Source organism: Streptomyces sp. NPDC001027, from assembly GCF_040299045.1.
Taxonomy (GTDB): domain Bacteria; phylum Actinomycetota; class Actinomycetes; order Streptomycetales; family Streptomycetaceae; genus Streptomyces.
Window position 1 is genome coordinate 57,719 of sequence record NZ_JBEPBI010000006.1, and the last position, 24,701, is coordinate 82,419.

The window sequence follows — 24,701 nt, forward strand, 5'->3', positions numbered from 1 at the left end:
CTGCGGGGCTTCCGCGGTCCGTTTCGGGCGCCCTCCGCAGTCCCCCGGACGCGGTCCGTACCTCATCCGGGCGCATATGCCGATGATCGTCACGCAGCGTAGAGGAACTATGTCCCTGAGTGACGAGACTGGTGTATCGTCCCGACAGGGGCTGCGCCGCGCACGACCGGCGTCAGGGACGGACATTTCAGACTGGTGAGGGGGGCGACGGGCGATGCACGGCCAATGGACGAACGATCCGACGCGGCGGAGTCGCCGCCGGCGACCCTGGCGCTCGGCCGCGCGCGGACACGGTCGCAGCGCTCACCGGGACCCGGCGGCGGCACGGACCGGGAGGGCCCGGTGAGTTCGCCGTCGACCTCCACCCCCCTCCTCGACGGAGCGCCGCGCACGCGGCCTCCCGCGGGGACGCCGTGCTTCGCCGCGCCGCCCGCGGGCGGCCCCGGACCCAACGTGGTCCACCAACTGCTGCTGGCCATCCTGTGCGCGGGGTACGCCGTAGGCGCCGCCCTCGGCTGGGGCTCGGAAGAACTCGCGCTGATCATGGGCGACTTCGGGCTCACCGCCGCCGCCGGCACGGCCGCCGTGTCCTGCTTCTGCTACGCGCGCGTCCGCCGCGTCCGCTTCCGGCCCGCCTGGATGCTGTTCTCGCTCTCCTCGGCGATGGCGGCCCTCGGCAACCTGGTCTGGGGCTGGTACGAGGTGGTCCTGGGGCGGCCCGTGCCCAGTCCCAGCCTCGCCGACGTGTTCTTCCTGTGCTTCGCGCCCCCCGCCATCGTGGGGCTGCTGGTCCTCGCCGCCCGCCCGGTGACCAAGGCGGGCTGGGTCTGCCTGGGGCTGGACGCCTGGCTGATCGCGGGCTCGCTGCTCACCCTCTCCTGGAGCCTCGCGCTCGCCCAGGCCGCCAAACTCGACGGCCCGAGCGTGGCGCACGCGGCGCTGTCGCTGGCGTATCCGCTGCTGGACATCGCCCTGGTGAGCATGGTGCTGGTGCTGCACTTCCGGCGCACCGCCGTGAACCGCACCGGGGTCAACACGGCCGTCGGCGCCCTCGCGCTCACCGTCATGTGCGACGCCCTGTTCACCTCGCCGCTGCTGCACAACGACTACCGCTCGGGGCAGCTCCTGGACGCCGGCTGGTTCGCCGGCTCGCTGCTCCTGGCGTACGCGCCCTGGGCGGCCTACCGCAGGCACGGGCGCGGGGCGGACGAGGGGTACACGCGCGTGGTGCACGAGCACCTGCCCGGACAGCGGCCCGGAGTCCGGACCGTCACGTCCGCGCAGGCCCCGACGCCCGCACAGGGCGGCGATCACGGCTGCTATCCGGCCACCCGGCCCATCACCGGCTCGCTGGCCGCGCTCACTCCGTACCTCGCCGCCGCCGTCTGCACCCTGGGCATCCTCTACAACGTCCTCAACGGACGCAGCGTCGACCGCGTGGTGCTGCTCACCGGCGGCACCGTCGTGCTCGCCCTCGTGGTCCGCCAGGGGATCATGCTGCTCGACAACATCGCCCTCACGCAGGAACTGGCCCAGAAGGAGAACCACTTCCGCTCCCTGGTCCAGGGCTCCAGCGACGTCATCATGATCGCCGCCCCCAGCGGCGTGCTGCGTTACGTCTCCCCGGCCGCCGCCGGCGTGTACGGCCGGTCCGCCGAGGAGCTGGTGGGCACCGAGCTGGCCCACCTGATCCACCCGGAGGACCTGGGCTGCGTGGTCCACGAGGTGCGCCGGTTCCTCGCCGCCAGCCCGCAGGACGAGCCCACCACGCGCATCGAATGCCGTTTCCGCTCCGGGGCGGGGGGCTGGCTCAACGTCGAGTCGACCGTGAACCGGCACCACGGCGGCCTGATCTTCAACAGCCGGGACGTGACGGAGCGGGTGCGCCTGCAGGCGCAGCTCCAGCACAACGCCGAGCACGACCCGCTCACCGACCTGCCCAACCGCGCCCTGTTCACCCGGCGCGTGCAGCAGGCGCTGTCCGGCCGCCGCAGCTCCGACCGGGGCCCCGCCCTGCGCAACACGGCCGTCCTCTTCATCGACCTCGACGGCTTCAAGGCCGTCAACGACACCATCGGCCACGCCGCCGGAGACGCCCTGCTGGTCCAGGCCGCCCGCCGGCTGCAGGACGCGGTCCGTCAGGGCGACACCGCGTCCCGGCTCGGCGGCGACGAGTTCGCGGCTCTGATCGTCGGCGACGGCACCCGTGACCGGGCCGCCCGCGAGCGTCACATACTGGAACTCGCCGACCGTCTGCGGCTCACGCTCTCGCAGCCGTACCTCATCGACGGCAACGATGTCCGCGTCGCCGCGTCCATCGGCGTCGCCTTCGCGGAACCCGGTCTGGGCGCGGGAGAGCTGCTGCGCAACGCCGACCTCGCCATGTACCGCGCCAAGGCCGGCGGCAAGGGCCGGGTCGAGCTCTACAAGCCGCAGATGCAGCAGGACGTCGTCCGCAAGGCGGAGCTGGCCACGCGGCTGCGTGCCGCGCTGCACGACGGAGAGTTCGCCCTTCTGCACCAGCCCGTGGTGCGTCTCTCGGACGGCCGGATCTCGTCGGTCGCGGCGCAGGCCCGCTGGCGTTCCTCGCAGGGCGTGCTCTTCACGCCCGCCGAGTTCCTGCGGGTCGCCGAGGACGGCGACCGGACGGCCGAACTGGGCCGCTGGCTGCTGGAGCAGGCCGTCGAGCAGGCGGCCGACCGTACCGCGAGCGGGCTGACGCTGCCCGTGGTCGTCCGGGTGGGCGCCCGGCGGCTGCTGGACCGCTCGATGCCGCTGAGCTCGGTGGAGGCGCTGCTGACCCGGCACGGCCTGCCGTCGGGCTCGCTGGTGGTCGAACTCTCCGACACCGACCCCAGGGTGCCGCTGGACGAGCTGGAGCGTCGCCTGGGGGCCCTGCGCCGCCTGGGCGTCCGGATCGCCCTGGACGGCTTCGGCGGCGGCCACGGGGCGCTCACGGCGCTGCGCCGGCTGCCCGTGGACGTCCTCAAGCTCGATCGCACGCTGGTCGAGGGGGTCGTCGAGTCCGCCCGGCTGAACAAGATCACCGGCGGGCTGCTGCGGATCGCGTCCGATCTGGGGCTGCAGTCCGTCGCCGACGGCGTGGACCTGCCCGAGCAGGTCGTCGCGCTGCACGCGATGGGCTGCACCCACGGCCAGGGCATGGCGTTCTCCGGACCGCTCGACGAGTACCGGCTGCGCCGCGCCCTCGCGACGGGCCGCTATCCCGTGCCGCACGACGGGCCGGGAGAGCCCGCGTTCGCGGGCGGCGGCGCGGGGGTGTACACCAGTGGGGTGACCGCCGTCCTGGGGAGCGGAAGTGCCCTACGCTCACATAATGAGACTCCCGTCCCACCCACTTGACAGTCGGTGTGCGCCAGGGGGAGGGTCAATGCCATGCGCACCCGAATTCTCGTACTTGGCAAGCGCGTCGGCTGAAGCTGGTGGCGTCCGGATCGACCCGGAACCCACAGCGACCCACACCCGGCGCGCTCCCCTCGCTTGCCTTATGGCACGAGGGGTTTTTTGTTGCACAGAACCCGGGGCGACGCCCCCGCACGATCCCCAGCAGCACCCGTAGAACCTTCAGTAAAACCCTCAGCATCGAGAAGAGAATGCCGATGACCGAGCAGGCCACCGGGGCCCATCCGCAGCCGCGGCCCCGATCCGGAGGACAGCACTCCGCGTCCGTCGAGCACGTGACGGGTGCGCAGTCCCTCATCCGCTCTCTCGAGGAGGTCGGCGCCGACACGGTATTCGGCATTCCCGGCGGTGCGATCCTTCCCGCCTACGACCCGCTGATGGACTCGACGAGGGTCCGTCACGTCCTGGTCCGCCACGAGCAGGGCGCGGGCCACGCCGCCACCGGCTACGCCCAGGCCACCGGACGCGTCGGCGTCTGCATGGCGACCTCCGGCCCCGGCGCCACCAACCTGGTGACCCCGATCGCCGACGCGCACATGGACTCGGTGCCGCTCGTGGCGATCACCGGACAGGTCGCGTCCAAGGCGATCGGCACGGACGCCTTCCAGGAGGCGGACATCGTCGGCATCACCATGCCGATCACCAAGCACAACTTCCTGGTCACCAAGGCCGAGGACATCCCGCGGGTGATCGCGCAGGCCTTCCACATCGCCTCCACCGGCCGCCCCGGCCCGGTCCTGGTCGACATCGCCAAGGACGCCCTCCAGGCGAAGACCACGTTCTCCTGGCCGCCCACCATGGACCTGCCCGGCTACCGTCCGGTGACCAAGCCGCACGCCAAGCAGATCCGCGAGGCCGCGAAGCTGATCACCGCCGCCAAGCGGCCGATCCTCTACGTCGGCGGCGGCGTCCTGAAGGCCGGCGCCACGGCCGAGCTGAAGGTCCTCGCCGAGCTGACCGGCGCGCCCGTCACCACCACCCTCATGGCGCTGGGCGCGTTCCCCGACAGCCACCCGCAGCACCTGGGGATGCCGGGCATGCACGGCTCGGTGGCCGCCGTCACGGGCCTGCAGAAGGCCGACCTGATCATCGCCCTCGGCGCCCGCTTCGACGACCGCGTCACCGGCAAGCTGGACAGCTTCGCGCCGTACGCCAAGATCGTCCACGCGGACATCGACCCGGCGGAGATCGGCAAGAACCGCGCCGCCGACGTCCCGATCGTCGGCGACGCGCGCGAGGTCATCGCGGACCTGGTCCAGGCCGTCCAGAAGGAGCACAGCGAGGGCCAGCAGGGCGACTACACCGCCTGGTGGAAGGACCTGAGCCGCTGGCGCGACGCCTACCCGCTCGGCTACGACCTGCCCGCCGACGGCTCGCTCTCGCCGCAGCAGGTCATCGAGCGCATCGGACAGCTCGCCCCCGAGGGCACGATCTTCGCGGCGGGCGTCGGCCAGCACCAGATGTGGTCCGCGCACTTCGTCCAGTTCGAGAACCCCGCCACCTGGCTGAACTCCGGCGGCGCGGGCACGATGGGCTACGCCGTGCCGGCCGCGATGGGGGCCAAGGCGGGCGCGCCGGAGCGCACGGTCTGGGCGATCGACGGCGACGGCTGCTTCCAGATGACCAACCAGGAACTCACCACCTGCGCCCTGAACAACATCCCGATCAAGGTGGCCATCATCAACAACGGCGCCCTCGGGATGGTCCGCCAGTGGCAGACCCTGTTCTACAACCAGCGCTACTCCAACACCGTGCTGCACTCCGGCCCGAACGACGTCAACCCGGAGGCCCGGGGCACCCGTGTCCCCGACTTCGTGAAGCTGTCGGAGGCCATGGGCTGCTACGCGATCCGCTGCGAGTCCCCGGACGACCTCGACAAGGTCATCGCGGAGGCCAACTCCGTCAACGACCGTCCCGTCGTCGTCGACTTCGTCGTCCACGAGGACGCGATGGTGTGGCCGATGGTCGCCGCAGGCACCTCCAACGACGAGATCCTGGCCGCCCGGGACGTCCGCCCCGACTTCGGCGACAACGAAGACGACTGAGCGAGAGAGACGTAGGAAGACATGTCCAAGCACACGCTCTCCGTCCTGGTGGAGAACAAGCCGGGAATCCTCGCCCGGATCGCCGCCCTGTTCTCCCGGCGGGGCTTCAACATCGACTCGCTCGCCGTCGGCGTCACCGAGCACGCCGACATCTCCCGCATCACGATCGTGGTGAGCGTCGACGCGCTGCCGCTGGAGCAGGTCACCAAGCAGCTCAACAAGCTCGTCGAGGTGCTGAAGATCGTCGAACTGGAGCCGGGACAGGCCGTTCACCGCGAACTCGTTCTGGTGAAGGTGCGCGCCGACAACGAGACGCGCTCGCAGATCGTCGAGATCGTCCAGCTGTTCCGCGCCAAGACCGTCGACGTCTCCCCGGAGGCCGTGACCATCGAGGCCACCGGCAGCAACGACAAGCTCACCGCCATGCTCAAGATGCTCGAACCGTACGGCATCAAGGAGCTGGTCCAGTCCGGAACGATCGCGATCGGCCGTGGCGCCCGTTCGATCACGGACCGCTCGCTGCGCGCTCTCGACCGGTCGGCGTAAGTATGGAAACGGGCGGCTGACGTCATCGGCCGCCCGTATGCCGAGACCCCGAGACCTACCTTCCGCCCGCCGTCATACGGTGGGACGCACCACCTGCACTCAAGGAGAGAACCCAAAGTGGCCGAGCTGTTCTACGACGCCGACGCCGACCTGTCCATCATCCAGGGCCGCAAGGTCGCGGTCATCGGCTACGGCAGCCAGGGCCACGCCCACGCCCTGTCGCTCCGTGACTCCGGTGTCGACGTCCGCGTCGGTCTGCACGAGGGCTCCAAGTCCAAGGCCAAGGCCGAGGAGCAGGGTCTGCGCGTGGTGACCCCCGCCGAGGCCGCCGCCGAGGCCGACGTCATCATGATCCTGGTGCCGGACCCGATCCAGGCCCAGGTCTACGAGGAGTCCATCAAGGACAACCTCAAGGACGGCGACGCGCTGTTCTTCGGCCACGGCCTGAACATCCGCTTCGACTTCATCAAGCCCCCGGCCGGCATCGACGTCTGCATGGTCGCCCCGAAGGGCCCCGGCCACCTGGTGCGCCGTCAGTACGAGGAAGGCCGCGGCGTCCCGTGCATCGCCGCCGTCGAGCAGGACGCCACCGGCAACGCCTTCGCGCTGGCGCTGTCCTACGCCAAGGGCATCGGCGGCACCCGCGCCGGCGTCATCAAGACGACCTTCACCGAGGAGACCGAGACCGACCTGTTCGGTGAGCAGGCCGTCCTGTGCGGTGGCACGGCCGCTCTGGTGAAGGCCGGCTTCGAGACGCTGACCGAGGCGGGCTACCAGCCGGAGATCGCCTACTTCGAGTGCCTGCACGAGCTGAAGCTGATCGTCGACCTCATGTACGAGGGCGGCCTGGAGAAGATGCGCTGGTCGGTCTCCGAGACCGCCGAGTGGGGCGACTACGTCACCGGCCCGCGGATCATCACGGACGCCACCAAGGCGGAGATGAAGAAGGTCCTCGCCGAGATCCAGGACGGCACCTTCGCGCGTGAGTGGATGGCCGAGTACCACGGCGGTCTGAAGAAGTACAACGAGTACAAGCAGCAGGACTCCGAGCACCTGCTGGAGACCACCGGCAAGCAGCTGCGCAAGCTGATGAGCTGGGTCGACGAAGAGGCCTAGGCCTCACGGACAGGGGTCGGAGCGCACTGCTCCGGCCCCGTTGTCCATCCTGTCCCACCACGGACGGGTGATCCTTCCGCGGAGGCATGAGGCGACCTCCGCCGCAGCACTACACTGCTGTTCATATACGCGTTCAGGCCCACAGCGTCGTGCGTCTTCCACGCGGCTAGCCCCTCCTCCGCATGCGGCCGTCGGGACGGCCGTCCGCACGCTCTGGACTTGTGAGGACTCACGTGAGCTCGAAACCTGTCGTACTCATCGCTGAAGAGCTGTCGCCCGCGACCGTGGACGCGCTTGGCCCGGACTTCGAGATCCGGCACTGCAACGGAGCGGACCGAGCCGAACTGCTCCCGGCCATCGCCGACGTCGACGCGATCCTGATCCGCTCGGCCACCAAGGTCGACGCCGAGGCGATCGCCGCCGCGAACAAGCTGAAGGTCGTCGCACGAGCCGGCGTCGGCCTGGACAACGTCGACGTCTCCGCCGCCACCAAGGCCGGCGTGATGGTCGTCAACGCCCCCACCTCGAACATCGTGACCGCCGCCGAGCTGGCCTGCGGTCTGCTGCTCGCCACCGCCCGCCACATCCCGCAGGCCAACGCCGCGCTGAAGAACGGCGAGTGGAAGCGCAGCAAGTACACGGGCGTGGAGCTGGCCGAGAAGACGCTCGGCGTCGTCGGCCTCGGCCGCATCGGCGCGCTCGTCGCGCAGCGGATGTCCGGGTTCGGCATGAAGGTCGTCGCCTACGACCCCTATGTGCAGCCCGCGCGCGCCGCCCAGATGGGCGTCAAGGTGCTGACGCTGGACGAGCTGCTCGAGGTCGCCGACTTCATCACCGTCCACCTGCCGAAGACCCCCGAGACGGTCGGTCTGATCGGCGACGAGGCGCTGCGCAAGGTCAAGCCGAGCGTGCGCATCGTCAACGCCGCGCGCGGCGGGATCGTCGACGAGGAGGCGCTGTACTCGGCGCTGAAGGAGGGCCGGGTCGCCGGCGCCGGTCTCGACGTGTACGCGAAGGAGCCCTGCACGGACTCCCCGCTGTTCGAGTTCGACCAGGTCGTCGCCACCCCGCACCTCGGCGCGTCCACCGACGAGGCGCAGGAGAAGGCCGGCATCGCCGTCGCGCGGTCGGTGCGTCTCGCGCTCGCCGGCGAGCTCGTCCCCGACGCGGTGAACGTCCAGGGCGGTGTCATCGCCGAGGACGTCAAGCCCGGTCTGCCGCTCGCCGAGCGTCTCGGCCGCATCTTCACCGCGCTCGCCGGCGAGGTCGCGGTCCGCCTCGACGTCGAGGTGTACGGCGAGATCACCCAGCACGACGTGAAGGTGCTGGAGCTCAGCGCCCTCAAGGGCGTCTTCGAGGACGTCGTCGACGAGACGGTGTCCTACGTCAACGCCCCGCTGTTCGCGCAGGAGCGCGGCGTCGAGGTGCGGCTGACGACCAGCTCGGAGTCGGCCGACCACCGCAACGTCGTCACCGTGCGCGGCACGCTGTCGGACGGCGAGGAGGTGTCGGTCTCCGGCACGCTGGCCGGCCCCAAGCACCTGCAGAAGATCGTCGCGGTCGGCGAGTACGACGTCGACCTCGCGCTCGCCGACCACATGGTCGTCCTCAAGTACGAGGACCGGCCGGGCGTCGTCGGCACCGTCGGCCGGGTCTTCGGCGAGGCGGGCATCAACATCGCCGGCATGCAGGTCGCCCGGGCTGCGGCGGGCGGCGAGGCGCTGGCCGTCCTGACCGTGGACGACACGGTGCCGCCGGCGGTGCTGGCGGAGGTGGCGGAGGAGATCGGGGCGACGTCTGCTCGTGCCGTGAACCTCGTCTGAGGGTCGCCGCACGTTCCGGGGGCTGCCGCCCCCGGGCCCCCGCTTCGGCCCTGAAGGGGCCTCGTCCTCGAACTCCCCCCAAGGGGGCGCCCCCAGACGGGCTGGTTCACTGAGCACGGTTCGACCGTGTACGCCGGGCGGGCTGGATCACTCCAGTCCCGTCCGGCGTTCTCGTGTGTGCGGCTAGCGGCTACTTGTCGCCTACGCGGCTGCGGCGCAGCGTCGTCGTCGCCGCGGCCGCGGCTCCCGCGAGGATCACCGCGCCCGCGATGGCCGCGCCCCGCATGCCGTCGGTGAAGGCCGCGCGGGCCGCGGTCGCCAGGGCGTCTCCCGTGCGTCCGGGCAGATGACCGGCGACGGCCAGGGCGCCGCCGAGGGTCTCGCGGGCCTCCGCCGGAGCCGAGGACGGCATGTCGTGGCGGTAGAGCGCCGTGCCGATGGAGCCGAGGACGGCCATCCCCAGCGCGCCCCCGAACTCGGCGCCCGTCTCCAGCAGCGAGGACGCCGAACCCGCGCGTTCGACCGGGGCGGCGCTCATCGCCAGGTCCGTCATCTGGGAGAGGACCATGACGATGCCCGAGGCGAGGACCCCGCAGGCGGTCAGCACGAGCCACATCGAGTCGGAGCCGGCGAGGGCCAGCAGGCCGTAGCCGGCCGCGCCGGTCGCGAAGCCCGCCGTCACGACATGGGCCCGGTCCACGCCCTTCTGGACCAGGGACGTGGCCAGCGGGGCCGCCATGCCGATCGGCGCCGAGGGCAGCAGCGCCCACAGGGCGGCCTCCAGCGCGCTCTTGCCGAGGACCGACTGCAGGTACTGCGTGGTGAAGAAGGCCGAACCCAGCATCCCGAACGACGAGACGAGGTTCAGCACGACCGCGGGGGCGAAGCCGGGGCGGCGGAACAGGGCGGGGGAGATCATCGGGTCGGCGGCCGTGCGCTGGCGGTGGACGAAGAGGGCCGCGAAGAGCAGGCCCACGGTGACCGAGAGGACGTACTCGGCGTGCCAGCCCTCGGACGGGATCTCCTTCAGGCCGTAGATCACGGGGAGCACGGCCGCCATCGACAGCGGGACGCTCGGCCAGTCGAAGCGGCCCGGCGCGGGGTCGCGCGACTCCGGCAGCAGAACCGGGCCGAGGACGAGCAGCAGGGCCATCGCGGGCAGGTTGACCAGGAACACCGAGCCCCACCAGAAGTACTCGACCAGCACGCCGCTCATCACGGAGCCGAGCGCGATGCCGCCCGTCATCACCCCGGACCACAGGCCGATCGCCTTGGCGCGCTGGCCGGGGTCGGTGAACATCGTGCGGATCAGGGCCATCGTCGAGGGCATCAGGGTCGCGCCGCCGATGCCGAGGACCGCCCGGGCGGCGATCAGGGTCTCGGCGCTGTTCGCGTAGGCCGCGGTCAGCGAGGCGGCGCCGAAGGCGGCGGCGCCGATCAGGAGCAGCCGACGGCGGCCGATGCGGTCGCCCAGGGAGCCCATCGTCATCAGCAGGCCCGCGAGGACGAACGCGTAGACGTCGAAGATCCACAGCTGCTGGGCGCCGCTCGGCTCGAGGTCGGCGCTGATCGCCGGGATCGCGAAGTAGAGGACGGAGACGTCCATGGAGACCAGCAGCAGCGGAAGCATCAGCACGCCGAGGGCGGTCCATTCGCGGCGGCCGGCGCGGGGCGCCGGGGCGGTGGCGGTGCTCGTCTGGTTCGTCGTCATGCCCGGGACTGTACGGGCGTATTAAACGGATGTCTAGAACGCTTGTATAAATCAAGCGTCTAGGACGCGTGTATGGATCGGGGATAGGGTGAGGTCATGGGACATCGTGAGGATCTGCTCGAAGGCGCCAAGCGCTGCCTGCTGGAGAAGGGGTTCCTGCGGACGACCGCGCGGGACGTCGTCAAGGAGTCGGGGACCAACCTGGCGTCGATCGGCTACCACTACGGCTCCAAGGACGCGCTGCTGGCACAGGCGTACGTCTCGTTGATCGAGAGCGCCGGCGACGACTTCGACCCGGGCTGGGGCGGGGGCGGCGAGGTGACGGCGCCCGCGGGATCGCTGGAACGGTTCCAGGAGGTGTGGGCGAGCATCATCGGCTCGGTGCCGCGGACGCGGGCGATCTGGCTGCTGAGCTTCGAGCTCGTCGTCCAGGGCGACCGGCTCCCCGAGGTGCGCAAGCTGCTGGCCGAGGCGCAGGAGGAGGGCCGGTCGGGGATCGTGCCCATGTTCAACGGCGTCCCGGAGGCCGAGCTCGACAAGGAGACCGTCGACACGGAGGGCCGCTTCTACCAGACCCTCCTCAACGGGCTCATGGTCCAGTGGCTCTTCGACCCGGACACGGCGACCGACGCGGCGCAGCTCACGGAGGGGCTGCGGCGGGTGATCGCGGGCGCGGCGAAGAGCTGAGCCGAGCGGGGCGGGCGGGTGTGCGGGCGGGCGGGCCTGCTGTGCGTCGCCCCGCCCACGGGCTTTCGGCACGCGTCCTACAGGCGGGCCGCCTTCAGCGTCATGTGCAGCAGCAGCCGGTCCTCGCCGTCGTCCAGGTCCAGGCCCGTCAGCTGCTCCACCCGCGACAGCCGGTAGTACAGCGTCTGCCGGTGGATGCCCAGCGCGGCGGCCGTGCGGCCGGCCTGGCCCGCGCAGTCGAGGTAGACCTCGGCCGTGCGGGCCAGTTCGCGGTGGGCGGGGGAGGCCAGCGCCCGTACGGCGGGGTCCTGGACGCGCGTCGGGGGCAGCGAGGTGAGCAGCCGGTACGGGCCGATCGACGACCACGGCGCGACCGGTCCCAGGCGGGGCTCGGCGAGCGCGGCCCGCGCCGACGCCGACGCCTCCTCCCACGCGGTCCCGAGCTCCGCCAGGCCGACCCGCCCGGCGGCCACGCCGGCAGCCGCGTCCGGCGCCCGCTCCCGCAGCCGGGCCGCCGCCGACGTCGCGGGGGCGAGGACGTCCGCCGAGCGCAGCCGCACCAGCAGCGCCAGCGATCGCGACGCCGTTCCCCACGGCGCCGTGCACCAGGCCGTCGCCCCGGGCAGGGTGCGCAGCGACGGGGCGTCGTCCGGATCGGCCGAGGGCCAGGGGGCCACGCACACCACCGTGTGCGGACCGTCCGCGCGGGCCCCGAGCGCGGTGCGCAGCTCCGCGACCGCCATGTCCCGGGGCCAGCCCAGCTGCGCCGCCAGGACCGCGAGCAGCTCCCGGCCGAGATCGGCGCCGTGCCGGGCCTCGTCGGCGAGCAGTGCGCCGATCCGGGCCGTCACCTCCATCGCGGAGGCGAGCTGCGCGTCGGAGGGCCCGGGATCGTCGTCCAGCAGCCAGACGTAACCGAGGACGACGCCCCGATGCCGTACGGGAAGGCAGACGCGGCCCCGGTGCACCCCGGCCTCCGGGGTGGGCGGGATGCGGACCGGGCCCTGCGCGCGCGTGATGCCGAAGCCCTCGAACCAGGCGCGGACGGCGGACGTGGAACGCCGGGTCAGGATCGAGCGGGTGCGGACCGGGTCCAGCGCGGACTCGTCCAGCTCGTCCTCGCTCGCGTACGCGCCGAAGGCGAGGAGCTCGAAGTCGCGGTTCTCCAGGGTCGCGGGGGCGCCCAGCAGCTCGGAGAGCTCGTCGACGAGTTCCTGGTAGTCGCCCCGATGGTCCCGGTAATCCGACGTCACCGGGGCATTCTCCCCCATGCGCGACCGCCCTTCATACATCTGTCTGAGATCGGCGGCACGGATGCGTGACAGCTGTCGATGGCCCACGATCGGAGGGATCCTTAGGTTTCACGGTGGTTCTATCTGCTGGTTTGTGGAGGTGCCCCGTGCTGGGTCCCGTGATTCTCGCCGCGTCGCGCAGCGACCGGATGCGACGCCTGATCTCGGCGGCCCCGGTGACGAAGCAGGTCGTCGACCGCTTCATCCCCGGCGAGACGGTCGACGACGTCGTCCCGATCATCGAAGAGCTCACCGGCCGGGGTCTGGAGCTGACGATGGACGTCGTCGGCGAGGACATCACCGCCCCCGAGCAGGCCCTTGCCGCCCGGGACGCCTACCTGGCGCTGGTCGGGAGGCTGGGAGAACTCGAGCTCGGCGACCGGGTCGAGGCGTCCGTCAAGCTGTCCATGTTCGGGCAGGCCCTTCCCGGCGGCCACGAACTGGCCCTCGCCAACGTCCGTCCGGTCGTCGAGGCCGCCGCCGCCATCGGCACCACCGTCACCCTCGACGCCGAGGACCACACCACCCTCGACTCGATGTTCGCCGTCCACGAGGAACTGCGGAAGGACTTCCCGCAGACCGGCTGCGTCATCCAGGCCTACCTCTTCCGCACCGAGGCCGACGCCCGCAGGCTCGCCGCGAGCGGCAGCCGGGTACGGCTGGTGAAGGGCGCCTACAAGGAGCCCGCCGCAGTCGCCCACCAGGACCGGCACGAGATCGACAAGGCGTACGTCCGCGTCCTGCGCACCCTGATGGCGGGCGACGGATACCCGATGATCGGCTCCCACGACCCGCGCCTGATCTCCATCGGTCAGGAGCTCGCGCGCAGGGCCGGCCGCAAGCTCGACGAGTACGAGTTCCAGATGCTGTACGGGATCAGGAGCGACGAGCACCTGCGGCTCGCCGCCGAGGGACACCGCATGCGCGTCTACACCGCCTACGGCACCGACTGGTACGGCTACTTCATGCGCCGTCTCGCGGAGAAGCCGGCGAACCTGCGTTTCTTCGCGCGCTCGATGGTCACCAAGGGCTGAGCCCCACCCCCGCTCGCAACACGCTCAGTAAGGAGTTACCGACCTCATGGACGCTGTGACCCAGGTCCCCACCCCCGTCAACGAGCCCGTGCACGGCTACGCCCCCGGCTCGCCCGAGCGGGCCCGGCTGGAGGCCAAGCTCAAGGAACTGGCCGACAACCCGATCGACCTGCCCTGCACCATCGGCGGCGAGCGCCGGATGGGCGGCGGAGAGCGATTCGACGTCGTCCAGCCGCACCGCCACAAGGCCCGCCTCGGCACCTATGCCAACGCCACCCGCCAGGACGCGCAGGACGCCGTCGACGCGGCCCTCGCCGCCGCGCCCGCCTGGCGCGCGATGTCGTTCGACGACCGTGCCGCGATCATCCTGCGCGCCGCCGAACTGCTGGCCGGCCCCTGGCGGGAGACGCTCGCCGCGTCCACCATGCTCGGCCAGTCGAAGACCGCCCAGCAGGCGGAGATCGACTGCCCCTGCGAGCTCGTCGACTTCTGGCGCTTCAACGTGGCCTACGCCCGCCAGATCCTGGCCGAGCAGCCCCCGGCCAACTCCCCGGGCGTGTGGAACCGGCTCGACCACCGCCCGCTCGAGGGCTTCGTCTACGCGATCACGCCGTTCAACTTCACGGCGATCGCCGGCAATCTGCCCACCGCGCCCGCGCTGATGGGCAACGTGGTCGTGTGGAAGCCGTCCCCGACGCAGACGCACGCCGCCGTGCTGCTGATGCGGCTGCTCGAGGAGGCCGGGCTGCCCAAGGGCGTCATCAACCTGGTCACCGGCGACGGCCTGGAGGTCTCCGAGGTCGCCCTGAACCACCGTGACCTGGCCGGCATCCACTTCACCGGCTCCACGAAGACCTTCCAGCACCTGTGGAAGACGGTCGGCGCCAACATCGAGAAGTACCGGACCTACCCGCGTCTGGTCGGCGAGACCGGCGGCAAGGACTTCGTCGTCGCCCATCCGAGCGCCGACCGCGCCGTGCTGAAGACGGCCCTCACCCGCGGCGCCTTCGAGTACCAGGGCCAGAAGTGCAGCGCGACCTCCCGGGCCTACGTCCCGGCGTCGATCTGGAACTCCGGCTTCAAGGAGGAGTTCGCCGCCGAGGTCGACTCCCTGACGATGGGTGACGTCACCGACCTGTCGAACTTCGTCGGCGCCGTCATCGACGAGCGGTCCTTCGCCAAGAACAAGGCCGCCATCGACCGCGCCGCGGCCGACCCGACCTGCACGATCGTCGCGGGCGGCGCCTACGACGACTCGGTGGGCTGGTTCGTGCGCCCGACCGTCGTCGAGTGCACCGACCCGGAGAACGAGGTCTTCACGACCGAGTACTTCGGCCCGTTCCTCGCCGTGCACGTCTACGACGACAGCGCGGACGACGCGTACGACGCGATGCTGACCCAGATGGAGTCGGTCTCGGACTACGCGCTCACCGGCTCGGTCATCGCGAACGACCGCGCCGCCGCCGCGCACACGATGGAGAAGCTGCGCTACGCGGCCGGCAACTTCTACATCAACGACAAGTCGACCGGCGCCGTCGTCGGCCAGCAGCCCTTCGGCGGCGGCCGCGCCTCCGGCACCGACGACAAGGCCGGCGCCCCGCAGAACCTGATGCGCTGGACCCTGACCCGCGCCATCAAGGAGACGCTGGTCCCGCCGACCGACTACACCTACCCCCACATGGGCTGACAGCGCACAGCACACCCGCCCGGCACGCCCGGGCGCCCGAACGGGCCGGTCCTCCGCGGACCGGCCCGTTCGGCGTTCCGTCGCTCGTCCGGCGCACCCGCGGGGCCGTGCCGTCTCAGATAGTAGGAAGTCCGAGTAGTTGTAGAGACAGGCGCGCGCTCCTCGCTTAGCTTTGTAGGAGCCGAACGTCTCGCTCGACCAAGCGAATGGCGGTCGTGAGCCGGACCCCGTGCAGGAAACCCCTGCGTCCGCTCTCCCGCCCCTTCCGGCGTCTCCCCTCAGGCACTCCCTGGATTTCGAAGGAGTCGATTTCCCATGGCCGAGACGACCGTCCGCCGCCGAGTCCGCCACGTCTCCCGTACGACCGAGTCCGATCGCAAGAACGCCGCCGCCGCTCTGCAGCGCGCCCTCGACCGCCGTGACAACGGAGGCGAGACCGGCCACTGAGCCGGTCGCCCCGCAGTCCGGGAGCCGCACCTGCGCGGGGCGCGGCGCGGGCGTTCCGAACGGGACTTCGGACCCCGCGCCGCACCCCGCCTCCCGCCGCCCCCGCTCGCCCCGCCTCGTCCCCGCCGGGTGCGCACCGCCACGCCGCTGTCCGGATGACGGACAGTCCGTGTCATCACCTGGGACGAGGAGTAGGGTTCCCGCATGTCTCGCAGCCTCAATCTCGCAGTGATCCCCGGTGACGGCATCGGCCAGGAGGTCGTGGCCGAGGGTCTCAAGGTCCTCTCCGCCGTCCTCCCGCCGGACGTGAAGCTGGAGACCAAGGAGTACGACTTCGGCGCCCGCCGCTACCACGCCACCGGTGAGACCCTCACCGACGCGGACGTGGACGCGCTCAAGCAGCACGACGCGATCCTGCTCGGCGCGATCGGCGACCCGAGCGTCCCCTCCGGCGTCCTGGAGCGGGGCTTCCTGCTCAAGCTGCGCTTCGCCTTCGACCACCATGTGAACCTGCGTCCGTCGAAGCTCCTGCCCGGCGTGGCCACCCCGCTGGCCGGTCAGCCCGAGATCGACTTCGTCGTCGTCCGCGAGGGCACCGAGGGCCCGTACACGGGCAACGGCGGCACGATCCGCAAGGGCACCCCGCACGAGGTCGCCACCGAGGTCTCCGTGAACACGGCGTTCGGCGTCGAGCGCGTGGTCCGCGACGCGTTCGCCCGCGCCCAGGCCCGTCCGCGCAAGAAGCTCACGCTCGTCCACAAGAACAACGTGCTGGCCTTCGCCGGTCACCTGTGGACGAACGTCTTCAACAAGGTGGCCGAGGAGTTCCCCGACGTCGCCACCGACTACATCCACGTCGACGCGGCCACCATCTACCTGGTCACCGACCCGGCGCGGTTCGACGTCATCGTCACCGACAACCTCTTCGGCGACATCATCACCGACCTCGCCGCGGCCGTCTCCGGCGGCATCGGCGTCGCCGCCAGCGGGAACATCAACCCGTCCGGCGAGTTCCCGTCCATGTTCGAGCCGGTGCACGGCTCGGCCCCGGACATCGCGGGCCAGGGCAAGGCCGACCCCACCGCCACGGTCCTGTCCGTCGCCCTGCTCCTGCGTCACCTCGGCTACGACTCGGAGGCCGTCCGCATCGAGGACGCCGTCTCCGCGGACCTCGGGGAGCGCGGCTCGCTGCCCGCGCGCAGCACCTCCGAGATCGGCGACGCGCTCTCCGTACGAGTAGCCGGCTGACCCGCGCCGCTCGAGAGCCTCGAAGCCGCCGGGTCGCAAGCGCGCCCGGCGGCTTCCGCATGTCCCCCGCCGGGTGTCACCATCAACCCTGGGTCGCCATCACGCCGTTTTTTGGCCCTCGTCCCGCTCTTGCGATAATCGAACGCGGAGCCGCGGTATGAGGGAATGCTCGGACGTCCTACCACCGGCCACCGGCCGTACGGACGTGAGCGCGGCCCGTCACTACACAACCGGTGAAGGACAACCACTCATGACGACGCCCACGATCGAGCTCAAGCCCTCCGCCAGCCCCACCTCCGCCGCCGAGCGGCAGGCGATCCTGGCGAACCCCGGCTTCGGACGCCACTTCACCGACCACATGGTGACGATCAAGTGGACCGAGGGCCGCGGCTGGCACGACGGCCAGCTCGTTCCGTACGCGCCGATCCCCCTCGACCCGGCCACCAACGTCCTGCACTACGCGCAGGAGATCTTCGAGGGCCTCAAGGCGTACCGCCGCCCCGACGGCTCCGTCGCCACCTTCCGGCCGGACCAGAACGCCAAGCGCTTCCAGCGTTCCGCCCGCCGACTCGCCATGCCCGAGCTGCCCGTCGAGACGTTCATCGAGGCGTGCGACGCGCTCGTCGCCCAGGACAAGGACTGGGTGCCCGCGCACGGCGGCGAGGAGTCCCTCTACCTGCGGCCCTTCATGATCGCGACCGAGGTCGGGCTGGGCGTCAAGCCCGCCAACGAGTACCTCTTCCTGGTCATCGCCTCGCCCGCCGGCGCCTACTTCCCCGGCGGTGTGCAGCCGGTCTCCATCTGGGTCTCCGAGGACCACGTGCGCGCCGTCCCCGGCGGCATGGGCGACGCCAAGACCGGCGGGAACTACGCCGCCTCGCTGCTCGCCCAGGCCGAGGCCGCCGCGCAGGGCTGCGCCCAGGTCTGCTACCTCGACGCGGTCGAGCGCAAGTGGGTCGAGGAGCTCGGCGGCATGAACCTGTACTTCGTGTACGGCGACAAGATCGTCACGCCGTCCCTCACCGGCTCGATCCTGGAGGGCGTCACCCGCGACAGCCTCCTCGCCGTCGCCCGCGACCTCGGCTACGAGGCCGCGGAGGGCCGTGTCTCCGTCGACCAGTGGCAGCAGGACTCCGCCGAGGGCGCCCTCACGGAGGTCTTCGCCTGCGGCACCGCCGCCGTGATCACCCCGGTCGGCACGGTCAAGCGCACCGGCGTCGAGTGGCAGCAGTCGGGCGGCGAGCCGGGCGAGGTCACCCTCAGGCTGCGGCAGGCCCTGCTGGACATCCAGCGCGGCACGGCCGAGGACAAGCACGGCTGGATGCACCGGCTGGGCTAGTCGACCCGCCTCTCGACCCGCTCTTCCATCCAGGGCCGTCCCCGACCGGGGGCGGCCCTGCGCTGTTCCTGGGACCCGTCCCGCCCATAGTTTGAACGTTGCTCGAAAGTAGTCTTGAAGGCCTTCTGATCAAGCCGGTGAAGAGTCTAGAGTGGCGCTCGAACAGAGGGAGGCAAGGTGCGACTCACCCCCACCGAACGCGACCGCCTGCTGCTCTTCGGCGCCGCCGAGCTCGCCCGGGCGAGACGGGCCCGTGGGCTGCGGCTGAACGTGCCCGAGGCCACCGCCCTCGTCGCCGACACGGTGTGCGAGGCCGCCCGGGACGGCGTCCGGCTCGCCGAGGCGATCGCCCGGGCCCGGTCCGTCCTCGGGCCCGACGACGTGCTGCCCGGCGTCGCCGACGTCGTCACCGAGGTGCACGTCGAGGCGGTCTTCGAGGACGGCACACGCCTCGCGGTGGTGCACGACCCGATCGGCGGCGGCCTCGGCGAGCAGGCGCCCGGCGCGCTGCTGCCCGGACCCGGGTACGCCGAGCCCGGACGGCAGGTGCGGCTGACCGTCACCAACACCGCCGACGTGCCCGTCTCCGTCACCTCCCACTTCCACTTCTTCGAGGCCAACCCGCGGCTGGCCTTCGCCCGTGCCGAGGCCTACGGGATGCGGCTCGCCGTCCCCGCCGGAGCCTCCGTGCGCTTCGGGCCCGGGGAGCGCGCCGAGGTCGGGCTCGTGCCGATCGGCGGCGACCGCGTCGCGATCGGCTTCGCGGGCCTGGTCGACGGACCCCTGGACGCGCCGGGCGCCAGGGAAGAGGCCCTGCGCAGGGCGGCCGCCTGCGGCTACCTGGGCGCACACGAAGGGACCTCGCGATGAACCCGCACGCCTACGCCGCCACCCACGGCCCGCGGGCCGGCGACCGCGTCCGCCTCGGGGACTCCGGGCTGGTCGTGCGCGTCGAGTCCGACTCCCAGCGCCCCGGCGACGAGTTCCTCGCCGGGTTCGGCAAGACCGCCCGGGACGGACTGCACCTCAAGGCCGCCGCGGTCCGCGTCACGTGCGACGTCGTGATCAGCAACGTCGTCGTGATCGACGCCGTGCAGGGCGTGCGCAAGACGTCCATCGGCATCCGCGAGGGCCGCATCCACGCCATCGGCCGGGCCGGGAACCCCGACACCCTCGACGGCGTCGACGTCGTGGTGGGCACCGGCACCTCCATCGTCTCCGGCGAAGGGCTGATCGCCACCGCCGGGGCCGTCGACACCCACGTCCACCTGCTGTCCCCGCGCATCATGGAGGCCTCGCTCGCCTCCGGGGTGACCACCGTCATCGGCCAGGAGTTCGGGCCGGTGTGGGGTGTCGGCGTCAACTCGCCCTGGGCGCTGCGGCACGCCTTCAACGCCTTCGACGCCTGGCCGGTCAACGTCGGCTTCCTGGGCCGGGGCTCCTCCTCCGCCCCCGCGCCGCTCGTCGAGGCGCTCGCCGAGGGCGGCGCCTGCGGCTTCAAGGTGCACGAGGACATGGGCGCCCACACCCGTGCGCTGGACGCGGCGCTGCGGGTGGCCGAGGAGCACGACGTGCAGGTGGCCCTGCACAGCGACGGGCTGAACGAGTGCCTGTCGGTCGAGGACACCCTGCGCGTGCTGGAAGGGCGGACCATCCACGCCTTCCACATCGAGGGCTGCGGCGGTGGGCACGTCCCCAACGTCCTGAAGATGGCCGGCGTGCCGAACGTCATCGGCTCCTCCACCAACCCCACCCTGCCCTTCGGCCGGGACGCCGTCGCCGAGCACTACGGCATGATCGTCTCCGTCCACGACCTCAAGACCGACCTGCCGGGCGACGCCGCCATGGCCCGCGACCGCATCCGCGCCGGCACCATGGGCGCCGAGGACGTCCTGCACGACCTGGGCGCGATCGGCATCACCTCCTCCGACGCGCAGGGCATGGGCCGCGCCGGCGAGACGGTCCGCCGCACGTTCGCCATGGCCGGGAAGATGAAGGCCGAGTTCGGCGCGCCGGACGACGGCCACGACAACGAGCGCGTGCTGCGCTACATCGCCAAGCTGACGATCAACCCGGCCATCGCCCACGGGCTGTCGCACGAGGTCGGCTCGATCGAGGTGGGCAAGCTCGCCGACATCGTGCTCTGGCGGCCCGAGTACTTCGGCGCCAAGCCGCAGCTGGTGCTGAAGTCCGGCTTCCCCGCCTACGGGGTGGTCGGCGACCCCAACGCCGCCACCGACACCTGCGAACCGCTCGTCCTCGGACCGCAGTTCGGCGCGCACGGCGCCACGCCCGCCGAGCTGTCCGTCGCCTTCGTGGCCCGGGCCGCCCTCGACGGCGGCGACGACCGGATGCCGACCCGCCGTCGCCGGGTCGCCGTGCACGGCACCCGCGGGATCGGCCCCGCCGACCTGCGCCTGAACTCCCGTACCGGGACGGTCGACGTCGACGCGCGCACCGGCCTGGTCACCCTCGACGGAGAGCCGCTGCGCTCCGAACCGGCCGAATCCGTCTCCCTCAACCGCCTGTACTTCCTCTGACGCTCCCCGACGGCCGCTGACGGCTGCCGACGTCCGGCGACGTCCACCGACGTCCGCTGCCCTCCCCTGACTTCTTGACCTCCTCTGACCTCCTCTGACTTCCTCTGACTTCCTCCAAGGACCCGGACATGAGCACACCCGCCGCCGACGGCTTCCGCATGCCCGCCGAGTGGTCGCCGCACGCCCGCACCTGGATGGCCTGGCCGGGCCCCAACCCCACCTTCGACGACCCCGACGACCTCGCCGCCGCCCGCACCGCATGGGCCGCGGTGGCCCGGACCGTCCGCCGCTTCGAGCCGGTGACGATGGTGTGCGGGCCCGGGCAGTCGGCGCACGCGCGCGCCCTGCTCGGGCCGGGCGTGGAGACGGTCGAGCGCGACCTCGACGACGCCTGGATGCGCGACATCGGACCCACGTTCCTGACCAACGGCCGTGAACTGGCCGCCGTGGACTGGACGTTCAACGGCTGGGGCGCCCAGGGGTGGGCCCGCTGGGAGCACGACGCGAAGATCGCCGCGCACGTCGCCGACCTCGCCGGCGCCCGCAGGTACGCCTCGGACCTGGTGAACGAGGGCGGCGCGATCCACGTCGACGGAGAGGGCGCCGTTCTGCTGACCGAGACCGTCCAGCTCGGCCCCGAGCGCAACCCCGGCCGCACGCGCGAGGACGTCGAGGCCGAGATCCACGCCATGCTCGGCACCCGCAAGGCGATCTGGCTGCCCCGCGGCCTCACCGGCGACTACCCCCCGCACGGCTTCGGCACCCTCGGCCATGTCGACATCGTCGCTGCGTTCGCCCGCCCCGGGGTCGTCGTCGCCCACGTCCAGCCGGATCCGGCGCACCCCGACCACGAGGTGACCCGGGAGACCGTCGCCCTGCTGAAGGCGCAGACGGACGCCCGGGGCCGCCGCCTGCAGGTCGTCGAGGTGCCCGCGCCCACCGCCCTGGAGGCCGACGGACACTGGGCCGACTACTCCTACATCAACCACTACCTCTGCAACGGCGCGGTCGTGCTCTGCGCCTTCGACGACCCCCGCGACGAGATCGCCGCCGGCATCTTCCGCAGGCTCTTCCCCGAGCGGACGGTGACCCTGGTCGACGCCCGTACGATCTTCTCCGGCGGCGGTGGCATCCACTGCGTCACCCAGCAGCAGCCCACGATCTAGGAGCCACGGATGCCACGCGCGCGCAGGAACGCCCCGCCCCGCGAGGACGTCCTGGCCGCCGCCATGGCGATGATCGCCGAGCGGGGTCTGGAGAAGCTGACGATGGCGGCGCTGGGCCGCGAGGTCGGCATGAGCAGCGGACACCTCCTCTACTACTTCCAGTCCAAGGACGAACTGCTGCTGCAGACCCTGGAGTGGAGCGAGGGCCGTCTCGGCGCCGAGCGCGCCCGGCTGCTCGCGCGCCCCGGCTCCGTGGGCGAACGGCTCGACGCGTACGTCGGCCTGTACGTCCCGGACGGTCACCGTGACCCGCACTGGACGCTCTGGCTGGAAGTGTGGAACCGCTCGCAGAACGCCGACGACGCGGCCCGCGACCGGCAGGCCGCCATCGAGGGCGCCTGGCACCGCGACCTGGTCGCCCTGCTCGCCGAGGGGGTCTCGCGGGGCGAGTTCCGGCCCGTCGACCCCGACCGCTTCGCGGCCCGGCTGCGCGCGCTGCTCGACGGTTTCTCCATCCACGTGGCCATCGGTCTGCGCGGCGCGGGACGGGAGCAGGCGCTCGGGCACGTCGGCGAGTTCCTCGATACGGCGCTGCTCGCATCCTGAGACGCGCCGTGAACCGCCGGGCGGCCTGTGCCAGACTGCCTCCGTGCTCTCGTTCGCCACGATTATTGGCAGCAGGCGCGCCGGTCCGCAGTGACCGCCACGTACGACCAGGTACGGGCGGCCCTCGTCGTCCTCGACCCGCGCGCAGACCTCTCGCACCCGCGAGGGGTTTTTCGCTTTTCTGGCCCACCCACAGCCGGGAGCGAGAGCGCGAGGGAGCATGGGGGGATGGTGGAGCCGGTCATTCCGGTAACGACCGAGGTCCAACACAGGAGTCTTGAGACCATGACCGCAACCAGCGAACTCGACGATTCGTTCCACGTCTTCGACACCACCCTGCGGGACGGCGCCCAGCGTGAGGGCATCAACCTCACCGTCGCCGACAAGCTGGCCATCGCCCGTCACCTGGACGACTTCGGAGTGGGCTTCATCGAGGGCGGCTGGCCCGGGGCCAACCCGCGCGACACCGAGTTCTTCGCCCGCGCGCAGGAGGAGATCGAGTTCAGGAACGCCCAGCTCGTCGCCTTCGGCGCGACCCGCCGGGCCGGCGCGAAGGCCTCGGAGGACCCACAGGTCAGGGCGCTGCTGGAGTCGGGTGCGGGAGTGATCACCCTGGTCGCGAAGTCCCACGACCGGCATGTGGAGCTGGCGCTGCGCACCACGCTGGACGAGAACCTCGCCATGGTGAGCGACACCGTGTCCTTCCTGAAGGGCGAGGGCCGCCGGGTCTTCGTCGACTGCGAGCACTTCTTCGACGGCTACCGCGCGAACCCCCAGTACGCGAAGGCGGTCGTGCGGGCCGCCGCCGAGGCGGGCGCCGACGTGGTGGTGCTGTGCGACACCAACGGCGGCATGCTTCCGGGGCAGGTGCAGGCGGTCGTCTCCACCGTCCTCGCCGACACCGGCGCCCGGCTCGGCATCCACGCCCAGGACGACACCGGCTGCGCGGTGGCGAACACCCTGGCCGCGGTGGACGCGGGCGCGACACACGTGCAGTGCACGGCCAACGGCTACGGCGAGCGGGTCGGCAACGCGAACCTCTTCCCGGTGGTCGCGGCCCTGGAGCTGAAGTACGGCAAGAAGGTGCTGCCCGAGGGCCGGCTGCGCGAGATGACCCGGATCTCGCACGCGATCGCCGAGGTCGTCAACCTCACCCCGTCCACGCACCAGCCGTACGTCGGCGTCTCGGCCTTCGCCCACAAGGCCGGCCTGCACGCCTCGGCCATCAAGGTCGACCCCGACCTGTACCAGCACATCGACCCCGAGCAGGTCGGCAACACCATGCGGATGCTGGTGTCCGACATGGCGGGCCGCGCCTCGATCGAGCTCAAGGGCAAGGAGCTCGGCGTCGACCTCGGCGGCGACCGCGAACTCGTCGGCCGGGTCGTCGAGCGGGTCAAGGAGCGCGAACTGCGGGGCTACACCTACGAGGCGGCGGACGCCTCCTTCGAGCTGCTGCTGCGCGCCGAGGTCGAGGGCAGCCCGCTGAAGTACTTCGAGGTGGAGTCCTGGCGGGCCATCGTCGAGGACCGCCCCGACGGCAGCCACGCCAACGAGGCCACCGTCAAGCTGTACGCCAAGGGCGAGCGGATCGTCGCCACGGCGGAGGGCAACGGCCCGGTCAACGCCCTCGACCGCGCGCTGCGGGTGGCGCTGGAGAAGCTCTACCCGCAGCTGGCCAAGCTCGAGCTGGTGGACTACAAGGTCCGCATCCTCGAGGGCGTCCACGGCACCCAGTCCACCACCCGCGTGCTGATCTCCACGACGGACGGCGCGGGGGAGTGGTCCACGGTGGGCGTCGCGGAGAACGTGATCGCCGCCTCCTGGCAGGCCCTGGAGGACGCGTACACGTACGGACTGCTCAGGGCGAGCGTGACGCCGGCCGAGTGACCGGGACAGCGGGGCGCCCCGGCCGGGCAGGAGGGCCGGGGCGCCCCGTTGTCCTGACGGGACGTCTTGACGGCGGTGTGCGACGCCATTTAACTCACGGC

At 71.6% G+C, this 24,701-nt stretch carries 18 protein-coding genes; 16 read left to right on the forward strand and 2 right to left on the reverse strand.

The window, feature by feature from the left end:
- Nucleotides 1-225 precede the first annotated feature (225 nt).
- From ABT300_RS03960 to serA, 5 genes are all read left to right on the forward strand, one after another.
- Nucleotides 226-3,363 carry a putative bifunctional diguanylate cyclase/phosphodiesterase gene (locus ABT300_RS03960; RefSeq protein WP_502977875.1) on the forward strand — a complete coding sequence of 1,046 codons (3,138 nt, stop codon included), beginning with the start codon at nucleotides 226-228 and terminating at the stop codon, nucleotides 3,361-3,363.
- A gap of 257 nt (nucleotides 3,364-3,620) precedes the next feature.
- A complete protein-coding gene (locus ABT300_RS03965) occupies nucleotides 3,621-5,468 on the forward strand; it encodes an acetolactate synthase large subunit (RefSeq protein WP_351671738.1) in 1,848 nt (615 codons plus the stop codon).
- Nucleotides 5,469-5,489: 21 nt separating this feature from the next.
- On the forward strand, nucleotides 5,490-6,014 hold the full coding sequence (ilvN, locus tag ABT300_RS03970) for an acetolactate synthase small subunit (protein ID WP_057584948.1): 525 nt from the start codon (nucleotides 5,490-5,492) through the stop codon (nucleotides 6,012-6,014).
- Between the two features lie 117 nt (nucleotides 6,015-6,131).
- Complete coding sequence (gene ilvC, locus ABT300_RS03975) at nucleotides 6,132-7,130, forward strand: ketol-acid reductoisomerase (RefSeq protein WP_107441775.1); 999 nt, start codon at nucleotides 6,132-6,134, stop codon at nucleotides 7,128-7,130.
- A gap of 233 nt (nucleotides 7,131-7,363) precedes the next feature.
- Nucleotides 7,364-8,953, forward strand: coding sequence for a phosphoglycerate dehydrogenase (serA, locus tag ABT300_RS03980; RefSeq protein ID WP_319277495.1), 1,590 nt, complete (start codon nucleotides 7,364-7,366; stop codon nucleotides 8,951-8,953).
- Between the two features lie 190 nt (nucleotides 8,954-9,143).
- Here the strand turns inward: serA and ABT300_RS03985 are convergent, their stop codons facing one another.
- Nucleotides 9,144-10,664 (reverse strand): MFS transporter, encoded by a 1,521-nt coding sequence (locus ABT300_RS03985; RefSeq protein ID WP_351671743.1) that lies wholly within the window; start codon nucleotides 10,662-10,664, stop codon nucleotides 9,144-9,146.
- 96 nt (nucleotides 10,665-10,760) lie between these two features.
- Here ABT300_RS03985 and ABT300_RS03990 point away from each other — a divergent pair, with 96 nt between their 5' ends.
- The gene (locus ABT300_RS03990) at nucleotides 10,761-11,351 is read left to right on the forward strand and encodes a TetR/AcrR family transcriptional regulator (protein ID WP_351671746.1); all 591 of its coding nucleotides are present in this window, start codon (nucleotides 10,761-10,763) and stop codon (nucleotides 11,349-11,351) included.
- A gap of 77 nt (nucleotides 11,352-11,428) precedes the next feature.
- Here ABT300_RS03990 and ABT300_RS03995 read toward each other — a convergent pair whose 3' ends face one another.
- Nucleotides 11,429-12,622, reverse strand: coding sequence for a PucR family transcriptional regulator (locus ABT300_RS03995; RefSeq protein ID WP_351671749.1), 1,194 nt, complete (start codon nucleotides 12,620-12,622; stop codon nucleotides 11,429-11,431).
- A gap of 128 nt (nucleotides 12,623-12,750) precedes the next feature.
- Here ABT300_RS03995 and ABT300_RS04000 point away from each other — a divergent pair, with 128 nt between their 5' ends.
- From ABT300_RS04000 to cimA, 10 genes are all read left to right on the forward strand, one after another.
- Nucleotides 12,751-13,677, forward strand: coding sequence for a proline dehydrogenase family protein (locus ABT300_RS04000; RefSeq protein ID WP_351671752.1), 927 nt, complete (start codon nucleotides 12,751-12,753; stop codon nucleotides 13,675-13,677).
- 46 nt (nucleotides 13,678-13,723) lie between these two features.
- Nucleotides 13,724-15,364 (forward strand): L-glutamate gamma-semialdehyde dehydrogenase, encoded by a 1,641-nt coding sequence (pruA, locus tag ABT300_RS04005; RefSeq protein WP_351671755.1) that lies wholly within the window; start codon nucleotides 13,724-13,726, stop codon nucleotides 15,362-15,364.
- 315 nt (nucleotides 15,365-15,679) lie between these two features.
- Nucleotides 15,680-15,811: a hypothetical protein gene (locus tag ABT300_RS04010; protein ID WP_106971817.1), complete on the forward strand. Its 132-nt coding sequence runs from the start codon at nucleotides 15,680-15,682 to the stop codon at nucleotides 15,809-15,811.
- A 204-nt stretch (nucleotides 15,812-16,015) separates the two neighbouring features.
- Nucleotides 16,016-17,059, forward strand: a complete 1,044-nt coding sequence (locus ABT300_RS04015) for a 3-isopropylmalate dehydrogenase (RefSeq protein ID WP_351671759.1) — start codon at nucleotides 16,016-16,018, stop codon at nucleotides 17,057-17,059.
- 250 nt (nucleotides 17,060-17,309) lie between these two features.
- A complete protein-coding gene (locus ABT300_RS04020; RefSeq protein ID WP_351671762.1) occupies nucleotides 17,310-18,398 on the forward strand; it encodes a branched-chain amino acid aminotransferase in 1,089 nt (362 codons plus the stop codon).
- 177 nt (nucleotides 18,399-18,575) lie between these two features.
- Nucleotides 18,576-19,268, forward strand: coding sequence for an urease subunit gamma (gene ureA / locus ABT300_RS04025; protein WP_351671765.1), 693 nt, complete (start codon nucleotides 18,576-18,578; stop codon nucleotides 19,266-19,268).
- Nucleotides 19,265-20,938, forward strand: coding sequence for an urease subunit alpha (locus ABT300_RS04030; protein ID WP_351671768.1), 1,674 nt, complete (start codon nucleotides 19,265-19,267; stop codon nucleotides 20,936-20,938). The genes ureA and ABT300_RS04030 overlap by 4 nt, the downstream gene beginning before the upstream one ends.
- Before the next feature lie 128 nt (nucleotides 20,939-21,066).
- Nucleotides 21,067-22,104, forward strand: coding sequence for an agmatine deiminase family protein (locus ABT300_RS04035; protein WP_351671771.1), 1,038 nt, complete (start codon nucleotides 21,067-21,069; stop codon nucleotides 22,102-22,104).
- 9 nt (nucleotides 22,105-22,113) lie between these two features.
- Nucleotides 22,114-22,710 (forward strand): TetR/AcrR family transcriptional regulator, encoded by a 597-nt coding sequence (locus tag ABT300_RS04040; RefSeq protein WP_351671774.1) that lies wholly within the window; start codon nucleotides 22,114-22,116, stop codon nucleotides 22,708-22,710.
- Between the two features lie 285 nt (nucleotides 22,711-22,995).
- Complete coding sequence (gene cimA / locus ABT300_RS04045; protein ID WP_351671777.1) at nucleotides 22,996-24,600, forward strand: citramalate synthase; 1,605 nt, start codon at nucleotides 22,996-22,998, stop codon at nucleotides 24,598-24,600.
- Nucleotides 24,601-24,701 lie beyond the last annotated feature (101 nt).

Excerpts from the sequence above, each read along its gene's own strand:
- ABT300_RS04010 (WP_106971817.1), top strand. The coding sequence starts at position 15,680 with ATGGCCGAGACGACCGTCCGCCGCCGAGTCCGCCACGTCTCCCGTACG.
- ABT300_RS04040 (WP_351671774.1), top strand. The coding sequence starts at position 22,114 with ATGCCACGCGCGCGCAGGAACGCCCCGCCCCGCGAGGACGTCCTGGCC.
- ilvN (WP_057584948.1), top strand. The coding sequence starts at position 5,490 with ATGTCCAAGCACACGCTCTCCGTCCTGGTGGAGAACAAGCCGGGAATC.
- ABT300_RS04020 (WP_351671762.1), top strand. The coding sequence starts at position 17,310 with ATGACGACGCCCACGATCGAGCTCAAGCCCTCCGCCAGCCCCACCTCC.
- ABT300_RS03990 (WP_351671746.1), top strand. The coding sequence starts at position 10,761 with ATGGGACATCGTGAGGATCTGCTCGAAGGCGCCAAGCGCTGCCTGCTG.
- ABT300_RS03965 (WP_351671738.1), top strand. The coding sequence starts at position 3,621 with ATGACCGAGCAGGCCACCGGGGCCCATCCGCAGCCGCGGCCCCGATCC.
- cimA (WP_351671777.1), top strand. The coding sequence starts at position 22,996 with ATGACCGCAACCAGCGAACTCGACGATTCGTTCCACGTCTTCGACACC.
- pruA (WP_351671755.1), top strand. The coding sequence starts at position 13,724 with ATGGACGCTGTGACCCAGGTCCCCACCCCCGTCAACGAGCCCGTGCAC.
- ABT300_RS03995 (WP_351671749.1), bottom strand. The coding sequence starts at position 12,622 with ATGGGGGAGAATGCCCCGGTGACGTCGGATTACCGGGACCATCGGGGC.
- ABT300_RS04035 (WP_351671771.1), top strand. The coding sequence starts at position 21,067 with ATGAGCACACCCGCCGCCGACGGCTTCCGCATGCCCGCCGAGTGGTCG.
- ABT300_RS04015 (WP_351671759.1), top strand. The coding sequence starts at position 16,016 with ATGTCTCGCAGCCTCAATCTCGCAGTGATCCCCGGTGACGGCATCGGC.
- ABT300_RS03960 (WP_502977875.1), top strand. The coding sequence starts at position 226 with ATGGACGAACGATCCGACGCGGCGGAGTCGCCGCCGGCGACCCTGGCG.
- ABT300_RS03985 (WP_351671743.1), bottom strand. The coding sequence starts at position 10,664 with ATGACGACGAACCAGACGAGCACCGCCACCGCCCCGGCGCCCCGCGCC.
- ABT300_RS04030 (WP_351671768.1), top strand. The coding sequence starts at position 19,265 with ATGAACCCGCACGCCTACGCCGCCACCCACGGCCCGCGGGCCGGCGAC.